Annotated in this window: 15 protein-coding genes; 10 read left to right on the top strand and 5 right to left on the bottom strand. The window is 70.2% G+C overall.

The features are described 5' to 3' along the window. The first annotated feature begins 9 nt into the window (after positions 1 to 9). Genes NQK81_RS17325 through NQK81_RS17310 form a run of 4 tightly spaced genes read left to right on the top strand, consistent with a single transcriptional unit; the run spans position 10 to position 5316 of the window. Positions 10 to 1368: a nitrate/nitrite transporter gene (locus tag NQK81_RS17325; RefSeq protein WP_257489019.1), complete on the top strand. Its 1359-nt coding sequence runs from the start codon at positions 10 to 12 to the stop codon at positions 1366 to 1368. Then, positions 1368 to 3872 carry a nitrite reductase large subunit NirB gene (gene nirB / locus NQK81_RS17320; protein ID WP_257489018.1) on the top strand — a complete coding sequence of 835 codons (2505 nt, stop codon included), beginning with the start codon at positions 1368 to 1370 and terminating at the stop codon, positions 3870 to 3872. Before NQK81_RS17325 ends, nirB begins: the two co-directional genes overlap by 1 nt. Then, complete coding sequence (gene nirD, locus NQK81_RS17315) at positions 3869 to 4216, top strand: nitrite reductase small subunit NirD (RefSeq protein ID WP_257489017.1); 348 nt, start codon at positions 3869 to 3871, stop codon at positions 4214 to 4216. The genes nirB and nirD overlap by 4 nt, the downstream gene beginning before the upstream one ends. Continuing rightward, positions 4213 to 5316 (top strand): uroporphyrinogen-III synthase, encoded by a 1104-nt coding sequence (locus tag NQK81_RS17310; protein WP_257489016.1) that lies wholly within the window; start codon positions 4213 to 4215, stop codon positions 5314 to 5316. The genes nirD and NQK81_RS17310 overlap by 4 nt, the downstream gene beginning before the upstream one ends. 9 nt (positions 5317 to 5325) lie before the next feature. Here NQK81_RS17310 and NQK81_RS17305 read toward each other — a convergent pair whose 3' ends face one another. Then, the gene (locus NQK81_RS17305; RefSeq protein WP_257489015.1) at positions 5326 to 6444 is read right to left on the bottom strand and encodes a DNA glycosylase AlkZ-like family protein; all 1119 of its coding nucleotides are present in this window, start codon (positions 6442 to 6444) and stop codon (positions 5326 to 5328) included. Positions 6445 to 6453: 9 nt separating this feature from the next. Continuing rightward, the gene (locus tag NQK81_RS17300) at positions 6454 to 6849 is read right to left on the bottom strand and encodes a DUF3224 domain-containing protein (protein ID WP_257489014.1); all 396 of its coding nucleotides are present in this window, start codon (positions 6847 to 6849) and stop codon (positions 6454 to 6456) included. A 60-nt stretch (positions 6850 to 6909) separates the two neighbouring features. Between NQK81_RS17300 and NQK81_RS17295 the strand changes: the two genes are divergently transcribed. The 3 genes from NQK81_RS17295 to NQK81_RS17285 are packed head-to-tail and all read left to right on the top strand — an operon-like array spanning position 6910 to position 10024. Further along, positions 6910 to 7878, top strand: coding sequence for a helix-turn-helix transcriptional regulator (locus NQK81_RS17295; protein WP_257489013.1), 969 nt, complete (start codon positions 6910 to 6912; stop codon positions 7876 to 7878). Continuing rightward, a complete protein-coding gene (locus NQK81_RS17290; RefSeq protein WP_257489012.1) occupies positions 7871 to 8680 on the top strand; it encodes a uroporphyrinogen-III synthase in 810 nt (269 codons plus the stop codon). The genes NQK81_RS17295 and NQK81_RS17290 overlap by 8 nt, the downstream gene beginning before the upstream one ends. A gap of 54 nt (positions 8681 to 8734) precedes the next feature. Continuing rightward, positions 8735 to 10024, top strand: coding sequence for a sensor histidine kinase (locus NQK81_RS17285; RefSeq protein WP_257489011.1), 1290 nt, complete (start codon positions 8735 to 8737; stop codon positions 10022 to 10024). A 344-nt stretch (positions 10025 to 10368) separates the two neighbouring features. Here the strand turns inward: NQK81_RS17285 and NQK81_RS17280 are convergent, their stop codons facing one another. Both NQK81_RS17280 and NQK81_RS17275 read right to left on the bottom strand, forming a co-directional pair. Beyond that, a complete protein-coding gene (locus tag NQK81_RS17280) occupies positions 10369 to 11199 on the bottom strand; it encodes a siderophore-interacting protein (protein ID WP_257489010.1) in 831 nt (276 codons plus the stop codon). A gap of 14 nt (positions 11200 to 11213) precedes the next feature. After that, positions 11214 to 11537 carry an MGMT family protein gene (locus tag NQK81_RS17275; protein WP_257489009.1) on the bottom strand — a complete coding sequence of 108 codons (324 nt, stop codon included), beginning with the start codon at positions 11535 to 11537 and terminating at the stop codon, positions 11214 to 11216. A 54-nt stretch (positions 11538 to 11591) separates the two neighbouring features. Between NQK81_RS17275 and NQK81_RS17270 the strand changes: the two genes are divergently transcribed. Together NQK81_RS17270 and NQK81_RS17265 are read left to right on the top strand one after the other, a co-directional pair. Continuing rightward, complete coding sequence (locus NQK81_RS17270) at positions 11592 to 14807, top strand: ATP-dependent helicase (RefSeq protein WP_257489008.1); 3216 nt, start codon at positions 11592 to 11594, stop codon at positions 14805 to 14807. Then, positions 14804 to 18061 (top strand): ATP-dependent helicase, encoded by a 3258-nt coding sequence (locus NQK81_RS17265; protein ID WP_257489007.1) that lies wholly within the window; start codon positions 14804 to 14806, stop codon positions 18059 to 18061. Before NQK81_RS17270 ends, NQK81_RS17265 begins: the two co-directional genes overlap by 4 nt. Here the strand turns inward: NQK81_RS17265 and NQK81_RS17260 are convergent. Then, positions 18058 to 18444 (bottom strand): DoxX family protein, encoded by a 387-nt coding sequence (locus tag NQK81_RS17260; RefSeq protein ID WP_034313224.1) that lies wholly within the window; start codon positions 18442 to 18444, stop codon positions 18058 to 18060. The genes NQK81_RS17265 and NQK81_RS17260 overlap by 4 nt on opposite strands. A gap of 88 nt (positions 18445 to 18532) precedes the next feature. On the opposite strand from NQK81_RS17260, the gene NQK81_RS17255 reads away from it, so the two are divergent. After that, entirely contained in the window at positions 18533 to 19609 is a 1077-nt protein-coding gene (locus NQK81_RS17255; protein WP_125680307.1) for a potassium channel family protein, read from the top strand. Positions 19610 to 19739: the final 130 nt, after the last annotated feature.

Raw genomic sequence — 19739 nt, 5'->3', positions numbered from 1 at the left:
GAGGACCTCATGCACGCTCGTGGAAAGCGCTGGATCGAGCACTGGGATCCGGAGAACGAGCGGTTCTGGGAGGAGACCGGGAAGAAGGTCGCCCGGCGGAACCTCTGGTTCTCCATCCTGGCCGAGCACATCGGCTTCTCCGTCTGGACACTGTGGTCGGTCATGGTCCTGTTCATGGGCCCGCAGTACGGGTTCTCGGCCGCCGACAAATTCCTGCTGGTCTCGACACCGACGCTGATCGGCGCGCTGATGCGGCCGCTGTACACCTTCGCGGTGGCGAAGTTCGGTGGCCGGAACTGGACGATCGTCAGCGCGTTGCTGCTGCTGGCGCCGACGATCCTCGCGGCGATCGCGATGGAACCGGGCACCTCGCTCGGCACGTTCCTGCTGATCGCCGCACTCGGCGGGGTCGGCGGCGGGAACTTCGCGTCGTCGATGACCAACATCAACGCGTTCTATCCCGAGAAGCACAAGGGCTGGGCGCTCGGACTCAACGCGGGCGGCGGGAACCTCGGCGTGGCGGCGATCCAGCTGATCGGCCTGCTGGTCATCGGCACCGTCGGCGCGACCGCGCCCCGGGTGGTCCTCTACATCTACATCCCGCTGATCGTGGTCGCCGCGACCTGCGCGTACTTCTTCATGGACAACCTCGCCTCGATGAAGGGCGACACCAAGGCGATGCGCGAGGTCGTCAAGGATCCGCACACCTGGGTGATGTCGTTCCTCTACGTGGGCACGTTCGGTTCGTTCATCGGGTACAGCTTCGCCTTCGGCCTGGTGCTGCAGAACCAGTTCGGCCGCACGCCGCTGCAGGCGGCCGCGGTGACGTTCCTCGGGCCGCTGCTCGGTTCGTTCTCACGGCCGACGGGCGGCTGGCTGGCCGACCGCATCGGTGGCGGCAAGATCACCTTCGTGACGTTCGTCGGCATGGCCGCGGCGACCGTGGTGCTGATCCTCGCGTCGTCGTCGAACTCGCTGGCGCTGTTCACCGTCGCGTTCATCGTGTTGTTCGTGCTCACCGGTATCGGCAACGGCTCGACGTACAAGATGATCCCGGCGATCTTCCGCGCCAAGGCCAAGGTCGCGATCAGCGAGGGCGCGGACGAGACGCTGGAGATGCTCAAGGCCCGCAAGCTCTCCGGCGCCCTGATCGGCTTGGCCGGGGCGATCGGCGCCCTCGGTGGGCTCTTCATCAACCTGGCCTTCCGCCAGTCGTTCGCGGACACGAAGAGCGGGGTGCCGGCGTTCATCGCCTTCCTCGTCTTCTACGGCCTGTGCTTCGCCGTCACCTGGGCGGTGTACCTGCGCAAACAGCAGTCGGAGGTGGCGAGCACCCGAGGTCTGGCGCTCGCCGGGGCGGAGGTCTGATGCGGAAACTCGTCGTCGCGGGACATGGCATGGTCGCGCACCGGCTCGTGGAAGCGGTGCGCGCGGAGGACAAGACCGGCGAGTGGCAGATCGTGGTCCTCGCCGAGGAGGCGCGGCCCGCTTACGATCGCGTCGCCCTGACGTCCTATGTGGACACGTGGGACCCGGCGTCACTCGCTTTGGAAGGCGCGGACTACGCGGACGACCAGATGGTCGAACTGCGGCTCGGTGACGCGGTGGTTTCGGTGGACCGCGAGCGCAAGATCGTCGTCACCGAAGCCGGATACGAGCAGCCATACGACTCGCTCGTCCTCGCGACCGGTTCGCGGCCGTTCGTCCCGCCGGTGCCGGGCCACGACCTTCCCGGCTGCTTCGTGTACCGGACGATCGAGGATCTCGACGCCATCCGGGAAGCCGCTCAGCGGCCCGGGCGCGGACGTCGTTCGGCGGTCGTCATCGGTGGCGGGCTCCTGGGGTTGGAAGCCGCGAAGGCGTTGCGGGACATGGGCCTTTCGCCGCACGTGGTCGAGATGGCGCCGCGCCTGATGCCGCTGCAGGTCGACGAAGGCGGTGGTGGCCTGCTGCGACGGCTGATCACCGACCTCGACGTGACCGTCCACACGGGAACGTCGACCGACGCCATCGAGCCGGACGGCGAACGCTACATCGCGAAGCTCGGCAACGGCACAGAACTCGACGTCGACCTGGTCGTGTTCTCCGCCGGAATCCGGCCGCGTGACGATCTGGCGCGTTCGTCCGGCCTGGAAGTCGGCGCGCGGGGCGGGATCCTGGTCGACGACACCTGCCGGACGTCCGACCCGGCGGTGTACGCGATCGGTGAATGCGCGGCCGTGGGCGGCAAGGTGTACGGCATCGTGGCGCCCGGGTACGCGATGGCGGAGATCGTCGCGGCGCGGCTGACCGGCGGCGAGGGCACGTTCCCCGAGCCGGACATGTCGACGAAGCTCAAGCTCATGGGCGTCGACGTCGCCAGCTTCGGCGACGCGCACGCGGCGACCGAGGGTGCGCTGGAGGTCGCGTTCAACGACGCCGTCGCCGGGACGTACAAGAAGCTCGTCGTCTCGGACGACTCGAAGACGTTGCTCGGCGGGGTGCTGGTGGGCGACGCGAGCGAGTTCAACACGCTGCGCGCGATGGTCGGCAGGCCGCTGCCCGCCGAACCCGGCGCGATCCTCGCCCCGGCCGGTGGAGGGGCGGCGGTCGGTGTCGACGCGCTGCCCGACGCCGCGCAGATCTGTTCCTGCAACGCGGTCTCCAAGGGTGCGATCACGCACGCGATCACCGAAGAGGGCTGCGATTCGGTCGCCAAGATCAAGGGCTGCACGCGAGCGGGCACGGCGTGCGGATCGTGTGTCCCGCTGCTGGGCAAGCTGCTGACGGCTTGCGGTGTCGAGCAGTCGAAGGCGCTGTGCGAGCACTTCACCCAGTCGCGCGCGGAGCTGTTCCAGATCCTCCAGGCCACGCGGATCACCACGTTCAGCGAGATGATCGACCGCTACGGCACCGGAACCGGCTGCGCGATCTGCAAACCGGCGATCGCGTCCATCCTGGCCACGCTGGGCAACGGGCACATCCTCGCCGGCGAGCAGGCGACCCTGCAGGACACCAACGACAAGTTCCTCGCGAACCTGCAGCGCAACGGGACCTACTCGGTGGTCCCGCGCATCCCCGGCGGCGAGATCACGCCGGAGAAGCTGATGGTGATCGCGCAGGTGGCGATGGATTTCGGGCTGTACACCAAGATCACCGGCGGGCAGCGGATCGACCTGTTCGGCGCCACCGTCGACCAGCTCCCGCTGATCTGGCGGCGGCTCGTCGACGCCGGTTTCGAATCGGGGCACGCGTACGGGAAGTCGTTGCGCACGGTGAAGTCGTGCGTCGGTTCGACGTGGTGCCGCTACGGCGTTCAGGACAGCGTCGGGCTCGCGATCGAGCTGGAGCTGCGCTACCGCGGCCTGCGCTCGCCGCACAAGCTGAAGTCGGCCGTTTCGGGCTGTGCGCGGGAATGCGCGGAGGCGCGGAGCAAGGACTTCGGCATCATCGCCACCGACAAGGGCTGGAACCTCTACGTCGGCGGTAACGGCGGCGCGACCCCGCGGCACGCCGATCTGCTGGTGTCCGAAGTGGACACAGAGACGCTGATCCGGACGATCGACCGGTTCCTGATGTTCTACGTCCGCACGGCCGACCGCCTGCAGCGCACCGCGCCGTGGGTCGAGGAGATGGAGGGCGGACTCGACCACCTGCGCGCGGTGATCGTCGACGACAAGCTCGGCATCTGCGAGGACCTCGACGCGGCGATGGCCAAACACGTCGGCGACTACGCCGACGAATGGCGCGGCGTGCTGGAGGACCCGGAGAAGCTGGCGAAGTTCACCTCGTTCGTCAACGCGCCGGGCACGCCGGATCCGACGATCTCGTTCCGCACCGAACGCGACCAGAAGGTGCCCGTGCTGCTGGGCATCCCGGAGGTGAAGCAGTGACGACCTCGATCCAGCGCACCTGGACCGCCGTCTGCGCGGCCGGCGCCGTTCCCGAATGGTCCGGTGTCGCCGCCCTGCTCGAAGGCGAGACGCAGGTGGCGATCTTCCGGCTGCCCGGCGACCGGTGGTACGCACTGTCCAATGTGGATCCGATCAGCGGTGCGGCGGTGCTTTCGCGAGGCATCGTCGGTGACGCGAGCGGTGTCCCCGTGGTGGCTTCGCCGGTGTACAAGGAACGCTTCGATCTGCGGACCGGCTCGTGCCTGGACGCCGAAGGAGTCTCGGTCGCGGCCTATCGGGTGCGGGTCACCGATGGTGTCGTGGAGGTGGAATTCTCACCGTGACAGAAGTCCTTCCCCTGGCGGGATTCGTCATCGGGATCACGGCGGCGCGGCGGGCTGACGAGCTCGGCGCGCTGTTCGTGCGTAAGGGTGCGACCGTGCGCTACGGCCCGGCGATCCGGATCGTGCCGCTCGCCGACGACACCGAACTGCGGGCGGCCACTCGGCGCCTGCTGGAGGACCGGGTCGACGCCGTCGTCGCGACGACCGGGATCGGCTTCCGCGGCTGGGTCGAGGCGGCCGAAGGCTGGGGGCTGGGGGAGGAGCTGCTCGACCGGCTCGGGAAGTCGACGCTGCTGGCCCGTGGTCCGAAGGCGAAGGGCGCGATCCGCGCGGCCGGGCTTTCGGAGGATTACTCGCCCGCTTCGGAGAGCAATGCCGAAGTCCTGCGGCATCTGCTCGATTCCGGTGTGGACGGTCAGCGGATCGCGGTGCAGCTGCACGGCGAGCCGCTTCCGTACTTTGTGGACAGTCTGCGCGCGGCGGGCGCCGAGGTGATCGAGGTGCCGGTGTACCGGTGGGTCGGGCCCGCCGATCCCGGCCCGCTGGACCGGCTGCTCGACGGTGTCCTCGACGGTTCGGTGGACGCGTTGCCGTTCACCAGCGCGCCCGCGGTGGCGTCCATGCTGGCGGTCGCGAAACGGACCGGGCGATTGCCGGGAATCGTGCGGGCGCTGGAGAAGCGGGTCGTGGCGGCCTGTGTCGGGCCGATCACCGCGGCGCCGTTGGCCGCGCTCGGGATCCCGACGGTCCAGCCCGCGCGGTCGCGGATCGGGGCGCTGGCGCGGACGGTGTCCGACGCGCTGGAATCCCGTTCGCCGCGGCTGACCGCGGGCGGGCGGAGTATCGAACTGCGGGGGCAGGCGGCGTTGGTCGACGGCCAGTGGTGTGACATCGCGCCCGCGCCGATGGCCATACTGCGGGCGCTGGCGGAGGCACCGGGGCGGGTGTTCTCCCGGCGGGAGCTGATCTCCGCGTTGCCCGACGGCGGCGAGGAACACGCCGTCGAGACCGCCATCGGGCGCCTGCGGAGCTCTTTGGGGTCGCCGAAACTCGTCCAGACGGTGGTGAAGCGCGGCTACCGCCTGGCCGTCGATCCTTGACCCCCGGGGTCAGGACCAGGTGACGCGGTGGTCGGGGAACTCCCGGGCGGCGGCGACGCGGGCGGCCTCCGCCTCGGCCGCCTTCCGCACGGCCGGGCGGAGGGTGTCGAACGAGGTGACCGTGAAGTCGAGCCGCTTCTTCCCGCTCGCCTTGGCCCGCCACACGCCGGCGATCTCGCCGCCGGCCAGCAGCGCGCCGGGATTGCCGAGGATCTTCCAGACCTCCTTCTGCCGGGCCTTGTCCGGCACCAGCACGGCGCGGTCACGCGCCTGGACGAACGGGTCCATCGGCGGCAGCAGGCGCACCACGTCCGGCTCCGGCGGTTTCTCCAGCAGCGGCACGCCGTCTTCCGGCAGGAACGCCTTCTTCCCGTCGACGCGGACCTCGGCCAGGCCGCCCGGCCACATCGCGTCGACGCCGGCGCGGGTCGTCCCGACGTACGCGGCGGCGTCGCCGGGGGAGGCCGGACCGTTGATCCGCAGGTAATTCTCGATGACGCGTTCGGCCGCCCTGACGTCCGGCGACGTCTTGAGGCGGCCGCGCCCTTCCAGCGGTGCCAACGTCGCCGGCGTCGCGCCCGCTTCCAGCCGGACCCCGGCGTGGATCGACGCGACCCGCATCAGCTGCTCGTAGATGTGCACGACACCGCAGCCGCGGCAGGCGTACGACAGGCCTTCGGGGATCAGTTTCGTGACCGCGCCGCTCACCGCGCCCTTGGTGAGCACGCCGGTGACGACCTCGCGGATCGCCTTCGCCGCGGTGAAAAGCGCGTCCGTCGCGGACATGCCCGCGTCCTCGACCTGCTTGCGCTGCCACAGGATCCGCGCCATGGCGTCTTTCTCGTCGAGCGGCACGAGCGCGGCCCGGACCGCGTCCAGCTCGGCGCGACGGTGGAAATGGGGCGCGCCGCGATGCGTCCACGCGAGCACGAACCGTTCGCCGTCCCAGACCGACGGCGTGATGTCGCCGTCGATCCGGGCGGCGAGGCCCAAGAGGGCGGTGTCCCGCACGGAATCCTGCAGTCCGAGGTCGAACACGGCCGCGGCGGCCGGATCCGTCTCCTCACGGTGCAGGCCGTGGGCCGCGATCCGGTACGCCAGCACCTGCTCGCGATCGACCTCGAGCACTGGTCCTCCTCAGAGCGAGTAATCGAGTGTGTACGACATCGTCGGCTCACCGAGGACGCCGGTCGTGGTGCCGGTGCCGGTGATCCCGGCGAGTTCACCCGTTCCGGAACCCTCGACGATCGTGAACTTCGACGAGATGCCCTTGGCGTCGAACCCGGTGTCGTGCTTGATGACGAAGCTTCCCTTGCGCCCGTCCACACTGCCTTCGATCCGTTCGAAGCCCGGCGCCGGCGTTCCGCCGCCGTCGTAGCCCTCACCCGCGTAGTACAGCAGGTAGTCGAGGATCGACTCGCCTTCGATCAGCCCGTTGTAGTCGAAGGTGGCGTGCGCGTAGGCGACCCGGGGGCCGCCGTCGGTGCCGCTGACGATCGATTCTTCCCAGTTCTTCACGGCGAACGTGTTCATGGGTTCACCCTGTCAGCCAAACCTGTCAGGATGTGTCAGGTTTTCTGGGATACTCGATCCATGCGCGCGAGCAGGCTCCTGTCCGTTCTCCTCCTGCTGCAGAACCGCGGCCGGATGACGGCCGAAGAGCTGGCCGCCGAGCTGGAAGTGTCGGTCCGGACGGTCTACCGCGACGTCGAGGCGCTGTCCGCGGCCGGCGTGCCGGTGTACGCCGATCGCGGGCGCACGGGCGGATATCAGCTGGTCGACGGCTATCGCACGCGGCTGACCGGGCTCACCGAGGAGGAGGCGCAATCGCTTTCGCTGGCGGGCCTGCCGGGCGCGGCCGGCGAGCTCGGGCTGGGTACGGTCCTCGCCGCCGCCCAGCTCAAACTGCACGCGGCCATGCCCGCGGAGCTGCGTGCCGGGGCGAGCAAGATCTCCGAGCGGTTCTTTCTGGACGTGCCCGGCTGGCATCGCGGGATCGAAAGCCTGCCGCGACTGTCCGAACTGGCCGACGCGGTCTGGCACGCGCGGCGGATCAAGGTCCGGTACGAACGCTGGGGGCAGCGGAAGGTCGAGCGCGTGCTCGACCCGCTGGGCCTGATCCTCAAGGCCGGGAACTGGTATCTCGCGGCGCGGTGCGACGGGAGCGACCGGACCTATCGGGTCTCCCGGATCGAAGAGCTCGAAGACCTCGGCGAGGTCTTCGAGCGGCCGTCGGACTTCGACCTCGCGCGCTACTGGCAGGAGTGGTCGGAGCAGTTCGAAAAGCGGATGTACTCGCGGATGGCGGTGGTCCGGCTGAACGAGTTCGCCCGCATACTGTTGCCCTTCTATCTCGGAGCCGTCGGAGCGCGGGCGTTGCGGGAAGCGGATGCCGAACCGGACGAAAACGGCTGGCTGACGATGGAACTGCCGGTGGAGCCGGGAGAATCGGCCGTCGGCGAACTACTGCGGTTCGGCGGGAACCTCGAAGTGCTCGAACCGGCGGAGCTGCGCGAGCGGCTGGCGGAGGAGATCGGGAAGATGGGCGCGGTTTATGGCTGACCTGGACGGCATCACGATCGGGATCACCGCCGAGCGGCGGGCCGACGACTTCATCGGCGCGCTGACGCGGCACGGCGCGACCGTCCTGCACGCGCCCACGATCCGGATCGTCCCGCTGCCCGACGACACCGAGCTGCGGGCGGCGACGGAGGCCGTGCTGGCCCGGCCGGTCGGGTTCACCGCGGTCACCACCGGCGCCGGATTCCGCGGCTGGCTTTCGGCGGCTGAAGGCTGGGGGCTGCGCGAACCGTTGCTGGAGCGGCTGGCCGCGTCTCGGATCTTCGCGCGCGGGCCGAAGGCGGTGGGCGCGGTGCGTGGTTTCGGCCTCCGGGAGGAGTTTTCCGCGCCCGAGGAGAGCAATGCGGAACTGTTCGAAGGCTTGCGCGATGCCGGGGTCGGCGGCGCACGGGTCGCCGTCCAGTTGCACGGAACCCTGCTGCCCGAACTCACCGCGTCGCTGCGGGACGCCGGTGCGGAAGTCGTCCAGGCGCAGCCGTATCGCTGGCTTTCGCCAGCCGACGTCGCTCCCGTGCACGAACTCGTCGAAAGCGTCATTTCCGGGCGCGTGCACGCTTTGGCCTTCACCTCCGCTCCGGCGGCGGCGAATCTGCTGACGCTGGCGGGGTCGCGTCGCGAGGAACTCCTCGACGCACTGCGTGGTCCGGTGCTGTGCGCGTGCGTCGGCCCGGTGACCGCGGCTCCGCTGGAAGCGGCCGGAGTAGCGACCGTGCAGCCCGAACGTCAGCGGCTCGGCGCGTTGGTCAAACTTCTCGTCGCGGAGCTGCGCATTCGGCCGTCTTGACGCGGGTAGTCCGCTTTGCCAGGCTCGACCCATCGGACGCGGGGAGGGCGGCGGATGTCCGAGTCTCAATCGGTCACGTTCGTGCGCGCGATGTTGCGAAAGGGTTCTTCGGTGCTGGGCGCGAGCCCGGCCGACGAAGCACCGGACCCCGATTCCGTGCCCGACTGGCGCTATCGGGAAGACTCGGCGGACACGCTGCTGATGCGCGCGATCCGCTATTCCGCGCTCGGCCCGATCTTCTACCGCGTGGCCGCGTTTCCGAAGGTGTACCTCGGTTTCCTGGTCTCGAACGGGTCGGCGGGCATCGTTCCCGTGCTGAGCACGACGATCGTCGGGATGCTGCTCAACGTCCTCGCGGTCTGGTGGGTGGTGCGCGGCCGCGGGATCCGGGCGAAGACCTCCGGGCGGCTGATGTACGCGGATCTCGCCGTTGGCGTGGTGCTCACGACGATCGTGGCCGCCGCGGCGCCCGCCGATATCCAGCCGTTCGCCGTCGACGTCGCGTGGACGTGGATGGTCGGGACGGTCGCGTTGTGGACGCTGTCGTTTGGGCTGCCCGCGGCGCTCGCGCTGGTGATCGCGGCCGTGCCGTTCCGGGCGTTCCTGACCTGGATCGGCGGACTGCCGATCGACCATCCGCTCGCGGTGAGCCGGTCGGTGGGGTGCATGGTCGCGCTCGTCGTGGCGATGGTGACCACGGCGGGGATCCTGATCCTGCTCGGCGTCGGGACGCGGTTCGCGCTGGGGATCGGGATGCGCCGGGGACAGCGGGCCGAACGCCTGCGGACCCAGCGGGTCATGCACGACAGCGTTTTGCAGACGCTGGAGGCGATGGGGCTGGAGGCGCCGGACGACGACTCGGCGGCCTCGGAACGGCTCGCCGAAATGCGCGCCACCGCGCGGGCGCAAGCCGCCGAACTACGGCGCGAACTGCTCGGCCCGGACGCGCCGTCGGCTCGCGGGCTCGCGGCGGACCTCGCCGAGGTCGCCACCGAAATGGCGCGGGACGGCCTGCGCACCCAGCTCGTCGCCGCCGAGACCGAACAGGACTACCGGCTCTCGCACGCGCGCCGGACCGCCATCCGCGACGCCGTCCGCGAAGCGCTCCGAAACACCGTGAAGCACGCCGGGACGAACCAGGTCGTGCTTCGCGTCGAGGAAAGCGAAGGCGGCGTCGCGGTCATCGCGCGGGATCAGGGGACCGGCTTCAGCATGCTGGATCGGCCGCCGGGCTTCGGGATCAGCCAGTCGATCATGGCGCGGCTGGCGGAGGTCGGCGGGCGGGGGACGATCGATTCGCAGCCGGGGCGGGGGACCCGGGTGACGCTGTGGGTGCCGCACTGAGGGGCTTGACCGCTCAGTCCGTGAAGGCCTCCTTCACTACCTTGAGGGTAGGCAGGGAGGCCTTCACGGCGTTCTGCGGCGGGGTGGGAGCAAGGGACCTTTGCTATCGATTGCTTAGCGTGGCTACGTAAGTGGTAGCAAAGGTCCCTTGCTCCCTTTCCGCAGGTAGACGCGGTGACCGTGTGGATTTCGGGTCATCCAACGCACCAAAATCCACACAGTCGATCAGCGCTGTTACGCGGAGTGCGGGGTGTGTGGAAATAGGGACACTCAACGTCCCTATTTCCACACACCCCACCCGCGGTAGCAAAGGTCCCTTGCTCTCTTTCCGCAGGTCAGGGGCCTCAGTCCTCGTCGGGACCAGGCGTCTCCCCGGCCTCCGCCTGCCGCATCGCTTCGCGCCCGGCGGCCTCTTCGCTCATCCCTTGCCGCCAGTATCCCGTGAAGCAGATCGCCCGCTTGTCGACGCCGCGCTCCCGAACGAGGTGCCGCCGCACCAGCTTCACCATGTTCGCTTCGCCGGAGATCCACGCGTACGGCGTCCCGCCCGGCAGCTCCGCCTTCCGCACGGCTTCGAGCACCGAGTCGCCGACAGGTCCCGAGCCCCGCACGACCCAGTGCAGCTCCACGGTCCCCTGCGTTTCGAAGACCTGCCGGTCTTCGCGATCACTGATCTCGACGTAGACCACCGCTCGCGTCCCGGCGGGCAGCGCCTCGACGATCGCGCCGATCGCCGGGATCGCGGTCTCATCGCCGACCAGCAGCTGCCAGGTCGTCTCCGGAGGGACGTCGTAGAGCCCGTGCGGCCCGAGGAATGCGACCCGATCGCCCTCCGAAGCGCGCGAAGCCCACGCGGAGGCCGGGCCTTCGTCGCCGTGCAGGACGAAGTCGATGTCCACCTCCTGCACCGACGGTCGCAGCGCGCGCACGGTGTACGTGCGCATCGGCGGCCGGACGTCGTCGGGCATCGCGAGGTAGGTCCGGTACCAGGACAGCACTTCGTCGCCGGCCAGCGGCGCGGGCAGCACGGGCTCCGCCTGGCCGGGCTGCGGGAAGAACACCTTCAGGTACTGGTCGGGCGCCTGGTCCACCAGCGACGCCCCCGAGAAGGTCACCCTGCTCATATGCGGGGTGAGCCGCCGGACACCGGTCACCTTCGCCTCGATGTAGCTCATTAGGGGAGGCTAACCTAAAAAAGAGCGCCGGGACCAGCGTCGTCGCCGGGATCACGTTGCCACCGGTATTTACGCAGGTCGACGCGCTGGCCGTCGGGGATGACGCCCTCCGCGCGCAGCCGTTGCAGCTGTTCGTCGAGAAGATGCGGAGCCGGTGTCCCGTCGGCCCGCAGAATGCGGTGCCAAGGCAGGTCGTGGCCGTCCTCGCCGAGGATCCGGCCCACCAGCCGCGGCGACGGCGCCCCCGAAACCGACGCTATATCCCCATAAGTCGCGACCGAGCCGGCGGGCACGCTCGCGATGACCTCGCGCACCCGCTCGTGCAGTTCGTCATCCATGGGACCACTTTGCCGTGCCGCTGCGAGGTTGTGTCGGCGGGGCGTGGTTCCATCGTGGGCGTGAACGGGCGGCGAACAGCGGCAGGAACCGACGCGCGGCTGGTCCGCACGCCGGTCACCGGCACGCCGTCCTTCCAGTGGGATTCCGGCGCCCGCCGCCTGCTGGCCGCCCCGGACGGCTTCCGCCGGGTCCTCGGCGGGCCGGGGACGGGCAAGACGGCCTTGCTGGCGTCGGCGGCGTCGCGGCGCATAGCGGAGGGCGCGAACCCGGAGAGCGTGCTCATCCTGACCACCTCCCGCAAGGCGGCCGAGGTCCTGCGCGCCGACATCACCCACCGGCTCACCACCGACCCCGAAGAGGATCCGCTGCCGCGCACGATCCGTGAGCCGCTCGTGCGCACGGTGCACTCGTACGCGTACGCGCTGTTGCGGATGGAGGCGCAGGCCGACGATCTGCCGCCGCCCCGCCTGCTGGCCGGAGCGGAACAGGACGTCGTCGTCCGCGACCTGCTCGCCGGCGACCTCGAAGAGGGCGCGCTCGACTGGCCGGAGCAGCTGAGGCCGGCGCTGGGCGTGCCCGGATTCGCCGAGGAGCTGCGAGACCTCCTGCTCCGCGCCGCCGAACGCGGGCTCGGCCCGGAGGATCTGGTCGAGCTCGGCAGGCGCCGCGGCCGGGAGGAGTGGATCGCGGCCGGGCGCTTCTGGAGCCAGTACGAAGAGGTCACGCTGTTGCAGGGCGCGGGCGGCAACGCGCTCGGCGTGGCGAGCGCGCCCGCGCTGGACGCCGCCGAGCTGGTCACTTCCGCGCTGCTCGCGCTGGAGGACGATCCCGAACTGCGCGAACGCGAGCAGCGCCGCGTCCGGCACCTCTTCGTCGACGACGCGCAACATCTCGATCCGTTGCAGACCCAGCTCATCCGGCTCATCGGGCACGCGGCCGACGAGTTCGTCGTCGCGGGTGACCCCGATCAGTCCGTGTTCTCCTTCCGCGGCGCGGATCCCAGCCTGTTCGCCGGCGCGGACGAGGACGGCGAGCGCACGGTGCTGCTCACCACCGCGCACCGGCTCGCTCCGGCGATCCGCACGGCCGTCACGAAACTCGGCTCCGTGCTGCCCGGTTCGTCACCGCAGCGCAAACTCGTCGACGCGCCGGACACCGAGGGCGGCGCCGTCCGCGTCCGCCTGATGCCGACCCCGGCCGCCGAGGCGAGCTGGATCGCCGATCAGCTCCGCCGCGCGCATCTCGTCGACGGCGTGCCGTGGTCGGAGATGGCGGTGCTCGTCCGGTCGCCGGCCCGTACTTTCCTTGTCCTGCAACGTGCTCTGCGGGCAGCCGGGGTGCCCATCGGGTCGGCCACCGAGGAACTGCCGCTCGCGAAGCAGCCCGCGGTTCGTCCTCTACTGGCGATGCTGCGGCTCGCGGCCGATCCGGAGCTGCTCGACGTCGACCTCGCCGAGATGCTGCTGTCCTCGCCCCTGGGCGGCGCGGATCCCCTCGCCCTGCGCAGGCTGCGTCGCGGCTTGCGCCGGTTGGAGCTTGCGGGCGGTGGGCAGCGGTCGAGCGACGAGCTCCTGGTGGAAGCCTTACGTACCAACGATGTCCTCACCGGTCTCGCGGATGCCGAGGCGTTGCCGATGCGCCGGATCGGCGGTCTGCTGCACGCCGCGCACCAGGCGGTCGTACGCGGCGACGGCGTCGAGCAGGTGCTGTGGGATCTCTGGCAGGCGAGCGGTCTGGAGGATCGCCTGCTGCGGCTGGTCGACCGTGGCGGTTCGCTCGGCTCCCAGGCGGATCGTGACCTCGACGCGATCGTCGCGCTCTTCGACGCGGCCGGTCGCTATGTCGACAGATTGCCGAAGGCGAGTGTCGCCTCGTTCGCGGATTACCTGTCCTCGCAGAACATCGCCGGTGACACGCTGGCCCCCGCGGCCATGAAGAGCGACGGTGTCTCGCTGCTCACCGCGCACGCGTCCGCCGGTCGCGAGTGGACGGTCGTGGCCATCGCCGGTGTCCAGGAGGGCAGCTGGCCGGATCTGCGGCTGCGCGGTTCCGTGCTCGGCGTCGAGCGGCTGGTCGACCTCATGTCCGGCGTCGACGACGAAAAGGTGTCCGCCACCGCGCCGATCCTCGCCGAAGAGCGGCGGCTGTTCTACCTCGCCGCGAGCCGCGCGCGGAAGACGTTGCTGGTCAGCGCGGTCGCGGGGGAGGACGAGCAGCCCTCGCGGTTCATCGACGACCTGGAGGAGAACGGCGCGGACGACGGCGGCCTCGACTCGCGGATGAAGCCGGCGGGACGCTCGCTGGTGCTCGCCGAACTCGTCGGCGAACTGCGTGAGGTCGTCTGCGACGAATCGAGCGAGCCGGAAAGGCGGCGGCGGGCGGCGCGCCAGCTCGCGAAACTGGCCGCCGCCGGCGTGCCGGGCGCACATCCGGGAACCTGGTACGGCCTGCTGGAACCCTCCACCGGCGAACCCGTGCACGGGCCGGGCGATCTCATCCGGATTTCACCGTCCACTGTGGAGGTTCTGGTCAAATGCCCGCTGCGCTGGCTGATCGAACGCCACGGTGGCAGTGACCCGGCGCAGCTCGCGGCCGTCACGGGCACCTTGGTGCACGGGCTCGCGCAGGCGGTCGCCGGTGGCAGCAGCGACGAGCAGATCCGCGCGGCCCTCGATGAAGCGTGGGTTCGGGTCGACGCCGGGGCGCCGTGGTTCTCGCGCCGCGAGCGGTCGCGGGTCGAGCAGATGCTGCGGAACTTCATCACCTGGCTGGAATCCAGCCGCAAGGAGCTGATCGAGGCCGGGGTCGAGCAGGACATCGAGGTCGAGCTCCCGGTCGGTGATGACGATGTCCGCGTGCTCCTGCGCGGCCGCGTCGACCGCGTCGAGATGGACAAGGACGGCCGCCCGGTCGTCATCGACATCAAGACCGGCAAGGTCCCGATCTCCGCCGCCGACGCCGAACAGCATCCGCAGCTCGCCGCGTACCAGCTCGCCGTGCTGCTCGGCGCGGTCGAGGGCGGTTCGAAACCCGGCGGCGCGCGGTTGGTCTACGTCGCGAAGTCCAACAACAAGACCGGATCCACCCAGCGCGAGCAGGCGCCGCTGGACGAGGACGGCGGCAAGCAGTGGCTCGAACTGGTGCGCTCGGCGGCCGGATCCGCCGCGGGCCCGGAGTACGGCGTCACCGAGAACCCGGACTGTGATCGTTGCCCGGCAAGGGGTTGCTGCCCGCTGCGGCCCGAGGGCAGGCAGGTGACCGGCCCGTGATCTCCGAACTTCAGCGCCGCCAGGTCGAGCCGGGCGAGATCGCCCGCGCGCTCGGCCTGCACAGCCCGACCGACGAGCAGGCCGAGGTGATCGCCGCGCCGATCGAGCCGTCGCTGGTCGTCGCGGGCGCGGGCGCGGGCAAGACCGAGACGATGGCCGCGCGCGTGGTGTGGCTGGTGGCCAACAGTGTCGTCCCGCCGGAACGGGTGCTCGGCCTGACCTTCACCCGCAAGGCCGCCCGCCAGCTCGGCGAACGCGTCCGCACCCGGCTGCGCCGCCTGGTCGGATCGGGGCTGCTCGACAAGATCGACCCGACCGGCGACCTGCGCACCACGGTGACCGCGGGCGAGCCGACGGTGCTCACCTATCACGCGTACGCCGGGCGATTGCTGTCCGAACACGGCCTGCGGTTGCCGGTCCAGCCAGGCGTCCGGCTGCTTTCGGAGACGTCTTCGTGGCAGTTCTCGCATCGCGTGGTGTCCACTTGGGACAATGACCTGGACACTGACCGCGTGCCCGCGACGGTGACGGCGCAGTTGCTGGCGCTGGCCGGGGAACTCGGCGAGCATCTGGTCGAGACCGAACGGCTCGCGGAGTACACGTCTTGGCTGTGCGAGGTCATAGAGAACGCGCCGCGCGCGAAGGGACAGCGCGCCTCGTTGCCGCAGAAACTCGCCGAAGTCATGGCCGCGCAACGGTTCCGGCTCGCGCTCCTGCCGCTGGTCGAGGCGTATCACGCGCGGAAACGGGCGGAAGGCGCGCTCGACTTCGCCGATCAGATGTCGCTCGCCGCGCAGCTCGCCAGCAGCTATCCGGCGGTGGTCGCGGGGGAGCGCGAGCGTTACGGCGCCGTCCTGCTCGACGAGTACCAGGACACCGGGCACGCCCAGCGGATCCTGCTGCGGTCGCTGTTCGGCGGCGTCGAGCATCCGCCGATGCCGGTGACGGCGGTGGGCGACCCGGCACAGGCCATCTACGGCTGGCGCGGGGCGAGCGCGGCGAACCTGCCCCGGTTCACCACGGACTTCCCGCGCGACAACGGCGAACGGCTCGTCCCGGCCTGGGATTTCGGGCTGCTGACCAGTTTCCGCAATCCGCCCGAGGTGCTCGAACTCGCGAACGCGATCTCCGAACCGTTGCGGGAACGCGGTCTCGGTGTCGCCCGGCTGCGCGCACTGGAAGGCGCGGGCTCGGCCGATATCGCCGCCGCGTTGCTGCCGGACGTCCGCGCCGAACGCGAGTGGGTGGCCGACGCGGTGGCGAAACGCTGGTTCGAAACCGTGGAGGAGACCGGAAAACCGCCGACGGCCGCGGTGCTGGTGCGCCGTCGCGCCGACATGGCGCCGATCGCGGCGGAAATGCGGGCACGCGGGCTGCCGGTGGAGGTCGTCGGTCTCGGTGGTCTCCTCGACGAACCGGAGGTGGCGGACCTGGTCAGCACGTTGCGGGTGCTCGCGGACCCGCTCGCGGGCAGCGCGGCGGCGCGGTTGCTGACCGGCGCGCGCTGGCGGATCGCGGCGGCCGACCTCGCGGCGTTGTGGCGCAGAGCGGGCGAGCTGTCCTCTCCCGTCCCGCCGTCGGGAAAGTCCGATGTGGACGAACCGGTACTGGTGACCGAACGGGTCGAGCAGGCCGGGCTCGCCGACGCCATCGACGATCCCGGGACGCCGGAACGGTATTCGCCCGAGGGTTACCGGCGGATCCGGAAGATCGGTGCCGAGCTTTCGGCGTTGCGACGGCGGCTGGACCAGTCGCTGCCCGAGCTGGTCGCCGACGTGGAGCGCACGATGCTGCTCGACGTCGAATCGCTGGCGCGGCCGGGGCCGGCCGGGCGAGCGCACCTGGACGCTTTCGCCGACGTCGTCACGGATTTCGCCGAGACGTCGCCGACGGCCACTCTTTTGTCCTTTGTGGACTACCTGAACACGGCCGCGCACGCGGAGGACGGGCTCACGCCCGGTGAGGTCGAGGTCGTCCCGGATCGGGTCCAGGTGTTGACGGTGCACTCGGCCAAGGGGCTGGAATGGCGCATCGTCGCGATCCCGCATCTGGTCAAGGAAGTCTTCCCCGGCCGGCGGCGTTCGTCGTCGTGGCTGCGGACGTCGACCTCGCTGCCCGCCGCGCTGCGCGGTGACTCCGAGGACCTGCCGGTGCTGCGGATTCCCGAGGGCGCCGACCGCAAGGAAGTGCAGGAAGCGCTGGAGCTGCACGAAGAAGGCTTCGTCGCGCGTGAAGCGGACGAGGAGCGGCGGCTCTGTTACGTCGCGCTGACCCGCTCCGAGCACACGATGCTGATCTCCGGCCATTGGTGGAACGAGAGCAGCGCGCGGCCGAAGGGGCCGTCGGAGTTCCTGCTCGAAATCGGCGAGGTGATGCGGGCGAACTCGGTCGGCCGCATCGAGCACTGGGCCGACGAGCCGGAGACCGACGGCGAGAACCCCCTGGTCGCCGACTCCCGGCGGTCGCGGTGGCCGGTCGATCCGCTGTGGCCGCGGCGCGAGGGCGTCACCAACGGCGTCGACTTGGTGCTCGGGGCGATGGAAGAGGCCGAACACGCCGAGGAAGAGGAAGAGGACGATCCGGACGGCTGGATCTCCGACACCAAGGTGCTGCTGGAGGAGCGCGCGCGGGCGCGGGATCGCGTGCAGCAGGTGGTCCTCCCGCCGCATCTTTCGGTGAGTCAGCTGGTCGAGCTGTCGGCCGATCCCGCCGCGCTGGCCAAACGGCTGCGGCGGCCGCTTCCCGTACGGCCCAACACTTACGCGCGCCGGGGCACCGCGTTCCACGGCTGGCTGGAGCAGCGGTTCGGCGGCGAGCAGTTGCTGGAGATCCACGATCTGCCCGGCGCGGCGGACGTCGACGAGGCGCCCGATACCGAGCTGGAGGCGTTGCAGACCGCGTTCGAGAAGAGCGAGTGGGCGCATCGGGTACCGCACGCCGTCGAGGTCCCGTTCTCGGCGGACGTCGTGGGCGTCACGGTGCGCGGGCGGATGGACGCCGTGTTCGCCGACGCGGACGGCGGCTGGACCGTCGTCGACTGGAAGACCGGCGCCGTGCCGGACAAGGACCGGCTCGAACCGCTGGCCGTGCAGCTGGCGGCGTACCGGCTGGCGTGGGCGGCGCTGAAGAAGGTGCCGGTGGAGAAGGTCCGGGCGGCGTTCCACTACGTGAAACACGACAAGACCGTCCGGCCGGCGGATCTGCTGGACGCCGAAGGACTGCGGCAACTCCTGCGGAGCGTCCCGACGATCTAGGCGCGGTCGCGCACCTTCAGGGCCCAGGTCACCAGCGGGATCTGGAGCGGGACGCGGGCCCAGAAGGCCACCCGCCAGTGCTTCGGTGCCTTCCGGCGATCGGCGTCGACGGCCATCTTCACGTTCCCCGGCAGCACCACGACGAACAGCAGCGCGGCCGCGAGCCCGCCGAGCCGTCGCGTCTTCGGGTTGGCGACCGCCGCGGCGACGCCCAGCTCGGCGACGCCGGAGCCGTAGGTCCACGCGCGCGGGGAGCCGGGAAGCTGCTTCGGGATGATGGCGTCGAACGGCTTCGGCTGGACGAAGTGCAGCACACCGGCCGCGCCGAGCAGGCCGGCGAGGAAATACGCGGGCCGCTGAGACGGCTTGGAATCCGAAGACATGCCCTGAGCTTCGCATACCGCGCTCAAGGTGAGGATCTTCGGCTATCCTCCCGACCGTGAGTGACGCGGACCAGGCCGGAGCCTGCGCATGAAGGTGCTCAAGCGTTTCCCGGTCAGGCTGAGCGACCGCCCGGACCACGAGCTCGTCGGCGTGATCCGCATGCCGGAACTGACGGTCAGCCCGCTGCGGTCGATCCTCAAACGGATCATCGGCGCGGTCCTCGCCCTGCTCGCGACCGTCCTGATCGTCTACCTCGACCGGGACGGCTACCGCGACGCCAACGGCGACGGGCTCACCTTCCTCGACAGCCTCTATTACGCGACCGTGTCGCTGTCGACCACGGGGTACGGCGACATCGCGCCCGCGACGCCGTCCGCGCGGCTGGTCAACGTCCTGGTGATCACCCCGCTCCGGGTGCTCTTCCTCATCGTCCTGGTCGGCACCACACTCGAAGTGCTCACCGAGCGCTCCCGCCAGGCTTTCAAGATCCAAAAGTGGAGGACGAAAGTGCGTGACCACACGGTCGTCGTCGGATTCGGCACGAAGGGCCGGTCGGCGGTCAACGCGCTGCTCGGGGACGAGAACGTCGAACCCGACCACATCGTCGTCGTGGACACCGACCAGCAGGCCCTCGAAGCGGCCACATCACTCGGCCTGGTGACCGTGCACGGCTCGGCCACCCGCGCCGACGTGCTGCGCGTCGCCGGCGTGCAGCGGGCCAAGGCCGTCGTCGTCGCCCCGAACCGGGACGACACCGCGGTGCTGGTCACGCTGACCGCCCGTGAGCTGGCGCCGAAGTCGCACATCGTGGCGTCGGTGCGGGAGGCGGAGAACGTCCACCTGCTGAAGCAGTCGGGCGCGAACCAGGTCGTGGTGTCGAGCGAGACCGCCGGACGCCTGCTGGGCATGGCGACGTCGACGCCGCTGGTGGTCGACATGGTCGAGGACCTGCTCACCCCCGAGTCCGGCCTCGCGATCGCCGAACGCCCGGTGGAACCGTCCGAAGAGGGCGGTTCGCCGCGGCATCTGCCGGACATCGTGCTGGGTGTCGTCCGCGACGGCGTCCTGTACCGCGTGGACGCTCCGCAGGCCGACGCGATCGAGCCGGGGGACAAGCTGCTGTACATCCGGAAGGTGACCTCCGCGGAGACCATCGAGCGGTAGCAGGGGCTATTTGTCATCACCTCCCAGGGCTCCTCTGTTCTGCCGCTGCCACCACCTCCCAGGGCTTCTGTGTTTTGCCGCGAGGTTCTGGGAGCATGGCGTTCGTGCGCAAGCGATCGGACCCCGCCAG

It is taken from the genome of Amycolatopsis roodepoortensis (assembly GCF_024628825.1).
Classification (GTDB): Bacteria; Actinomycetota; Actinomycetes; order Mycobacteriales; family Pseudonocardiaceae; genus Amycolatopsis; species Amycolatopsis roodepoortensis.
This window is presented reverse-complemented; position numbering and strand designations above follow the sequence as displayed.